General features: G+C 69.9%; 1 protein-coding gene and 3 pseudogenes. 3 read left to right on the top strand and 1 reads right to left on the bottom strand.

The window, feature by feature from the left end; genetic code table 11:
* Positions 1 to 171 (top strand): annotated as a pseudogene (locus VI480_RS15595) (alkanesulfonate monooxygenase); the annotation flags it as partial.
* A gap of 115 nt (positions 172 to 286) precedes the next feature.
* Here VI480_RS15595 and VI480_RS04900 read toward each other — a convergent pair.
* Positions 287 to 1,401 (bottom strand): annotated as a pseudogene (locus VI480_RS04900) (ABC transporter ATP-binding protein).
* 100 nt (positions 1,402 to 1,501) lie between these two features.
* On the opposite strand from VI480_RS04900, the gene VI480_RS04895 reads away from it, so the two are divergent.
* Both VI480_RS04895 and VI480_RS04890 read left to right on the top strand, forming a co-directional pair.
* Positions 1,502 to 2,263 (top strand): class II aldolase/adducin family protein, encoded by a 762-nt coding sequence (locus VI480_RS04895; RefSeq protein ID WP_323671700.1) that lies wholly within the window; start codon positions 1,502 to 1,504, stop codon positions 2,261 to 2,263.
* Positions 2,264 to 2,430: 167 nt separating this feature from the next.
* Positions 2,431 to 3,597, top strand: a pseudogene (locus VI480_RS04890) (glycerol-3-phosphate dehydrogenase/oxidase); the annotation flags it as partial.

Genomic DNA, 3,597 nt, shown 5'->3' with positions numbered 1-3,597 from the left:
GGAGCTGCAATTGTCGGCAACCCCGACGAGATCACGGCCAAGCTCGACGCCTACCGCGACGTGGGCATTGACGCCTTCATCCTGTCCGGCTACCCCCACCAAGCCGAATGCGACCTCTTCGGTCGACTCGTCCTGCAATCGTTCCCGCACCAACCCCTCTGGCGGCCCTAGGCGCGCAGGAACGCGCAGATGCCATAGCTGTGGAGGCGGCAGGAGGCTCTGCGACGTTGCGACCTGCTGGATCGCTGGTCGCAGAGGGTTCTGCCGCCTCCGCAGCGGGCGCACCTCAGGAGCGGATGGCGGCTTCGGTCTGCGGATCGAAGAAGTGCAGGCCGTCCATTTCCACGTTGAGCTCGACAGTCGAGCCGGGCCGGGCGCTGCTGCGAGGATGCACCCGGGCGATCACCATGCGGTCCTCGATGCCTTCGAGCGCGTCGGGATCGCCCGCCTCCACCGAGGGTGCGTCGAGCGGGAAGTGCAGCAGCAGGTCCGAGCCCAGCGCCTCGGTCAGCGACACCGTCGCCTGCAGGCGCGGTCCAGCCTCGTCGCCGGTCGCGACCGAGACGTCTTCAAATGCCTCGGGCCGGATGCCGACCACCACGTCCGCGCCGTCGTAGGCGCGCAGCGCCGGTCTCGCGTCGAGCACGCGCCCGGGCAGATCCAGCACCTGCGAGCCGAGCTGCAGCTGCCAGCGCCGATGAAGCCGGCCACGAACAGGTTGTCGGGCCGCTCGTACAGGTCGGTCGGGTCATCCACCTGCTGCAGCAGCCCGTCCTTGAGCACCGCCACGCGGTCGCCCATGGTCATGGCCTCGACCTGGTCGTGCGTGACGTAGATGGTGGTGGCGCCCAGCCGGTGCTGCAGGGCCGTGATCTCGGCGCGCATCTGCACCCGCAGCTTGGCATCGAGGTTCGACAGCGGCTCGTCCATGAGGAACACCGCCGGGTCACGCACGATGGCCCTGCCCATCGCCACGCGCTGGCGCTGGCCGCCCGAGAGCTGTGCTGGCTTGTTGCCGAGCAGCGGCTCCAACTCGAGCAGGCGTGCGGCGGTGCGCACCCGCTCGGTGATTTCCGCCTTGGGGACGCCCGCCAGCTTCAGGGGGAAGCCGATGTTGCGGGCCACGTCGAGGTGGGGATACAGCGCATAGCTCTGGAACACCATGGCGATGTTGCGGTCCTTGGGCTCCACGTCGTTCATGCGCTCGCTGCCGATCAGCAGATCCCCGTCGCTGATCTCCTCGAGACCGGCCACCATCCGCAGCGCCGTCGACTTGCCGCAGCCCGACGGCCCGACCAGCACGAGGAACTCGCCGTCGGCGATGTCGATGTTCAGGTCGGTGACGGCGACGAACCCGTTCGGGTACTTCTTCGTCAGCCGGTCGAGGGTGACCGTTGCCATGAGACCCCCATTTCAGGCGCACAGTCCTGCGTAGCCGAGGCTAGTCCGCAAGCGATTACGGACGTATCCGGCGCACCGCGGGCGTGGCAGAATTCGCGGAGTGAATGCTTGCGACCCTGCCACCGAGACCGCCGAGCCGTTCGAGACCGACCCGCACGCCGAGCGCTCCCGCCTGCTGGCCGACCTGGCCCAGGCATACCGCCTGTTCGGAACGCTCCGCTGGGGCGAGCTGGGCGACGGCCACATCACCTGCCGCGACCCGCTGCAGCCGGACCACATGTGGCTGCTGCGCTACGGCGTGCCTTTCGAACGGGCGACGGTCGACGACCTCGTGCTGCTGGCGCCCGACGGCACCGCCGCCGACCAGCAAGGCAGGCCTGCAACCATCAACAACGCCGCCTACCACATACATCACCCCATCCACGAGGCCCGGCCCGACATCGGCGCCGCTGCCCATACCCATACCCAGTGGGGCACGCCGTTCTCGGCTGAACGGCGGATTATCGAACCGATCAACCAGGAGGCGACCTGCTTTTTCGAAGACCACGCACTCTTCGACGACGGGGAAGTGCAGGTCCTCTCCACCGACGGCGGCAAGCGCATCGCCGCTGCCCTCGGCGACTGCCGCACGGTGATTCTTGCCAACCACGGGCTGCTCACGGTGGGAGCCAGCCCGGCCGACGCGGTGGGATGGTTCGTGCTCGCGGAACGCGTGGCTGAAGTGCAGATGAAGGCCACCCGCGGCATCCCGATCTCCGCCGAGGAGGCACGCATCGCACGGCGCAACCTCACTGAGGGCGACTTCGGCTGGATCCTGTTCGGCTGGGCGGCCCGCCGCCACCTGCCCCACGAGTTCGCCTAAGCAGGGCGGGCATTTCGCAGAGCGGCTGAACAGTGAATGAACCTGCCGTGACCGGCGACGGCAAGGCTGAGTCACGAGAGTCCGACGCTGCCGGTGACAGCCGGCTGGGGCCGGCGCAGCGTGCTGCGTGGCTCGACGAGCTCAGCGGCGAGCAGGGTGACGGCGGCGTCGACGTGGTGGTCATCGGCGGCGGTGTCACCGGAGCCGGCTGCGCGCTCGACCTGGCGCTGCGCGGTCACAGCGTGGCCCTGCTGGAGCAGCGTGACCTGGCGTCGGGCACCTCGAGCCGTTCATCGAAGCTGATACACGGGGGCCTGCGCTACCTGCAACGCCTCGAGTTCGGCCTGGTGCGCGAGTCGCTCACCGAGCGCCGCCTGCTGCTGGGCCGGCTGGCGCCGCACCTCGTGCGCCCCGTCCAGTTCCTGTACCCGATCCGGCGGGGCTGGCGGGAACGGCTGCGCACCGGGCTCGGCATCGCGCTGTACAGCGCGATGGCCGGTCGGGGGCTCCACGCCCATGGCTCGCACCGGCACCTCGGCAAGCGCGGCACCCATCGCCTGGCACCCGGCCTCGACGCCGGTGTCGTGCGGGGCGCCATCACCTATTGGGACGGCCAGACCGACGACGCCCGACTGGTGGTGGCCATCGCCCGCACTGCTGCCGCCCATGGTGCACGCATCCTCACCTCCACCCGCGTGCAGGAGCTGGTGGTTGCCGACGGTGCCGTCCGCGGGGTCATCGCGCACTGCGGCGAGACCGGTCGCACCTTCAAGCTCGACGCCGACGCGGTGATCAACGCCACCGGCGTGTGGACGAGCCAGATCGAGCAGCTTGCCGACCGTGGCGCCCAGTCCCCCGACGGGTCCCGCACCCGGATCCGTGCATCGAAGGGGATTCACCTGCTGGTGCCGCGGGATCGGATCGACCTGCAGTGCGGGCTCATCGTTCCCACGCCTCCCAGCGTGCTGTTCGTGGTGCCCTGGGGCGAGCGCTGGATCATCGGCACTACCGACAGCGACTGGGATCTCGACTACGCCCACCCCGCCGCCAGCAGCGCCGACATCGACCTGCTGCTCGAGCGTCTCAACGGCGTGCTGGCCCGCCCGATCAGCCGCGACGACATCTGCGGCGTCTATGCCGGCCTGCGCCCGCTGGTGGCCGGCGACGCCCCGGACTCGGCCGAGCAGTCCGCCAAGCTGAGCCGCGAGCACGCGATCACGCGGGTGGCGCCGGGCCTGGTCTCGGTTGCGGGCGGCAAGTACACGACCTACCGGGTGATGGCGGCCGACACGGTCGAGCTGGCGCTCGGCGAGGTGTGGGAGGCGCGGGGCCAC

The sequence above is a fragment of the Candidatus Poriferisodalis multihospitum genome (assembly GCF_028283155.1).
In the GTDB taxonomy this organism is placed as follows: Bacteria; Actinomycetota; Acidimicrobiia; order Acidimicrobiales; family Poriferisodalaceae; genus Poriferisodalis; species Poriferisodalis multihospitum.
This window is presented reverse-complemented; position numbering and strand designations above follow the sequence as displayed.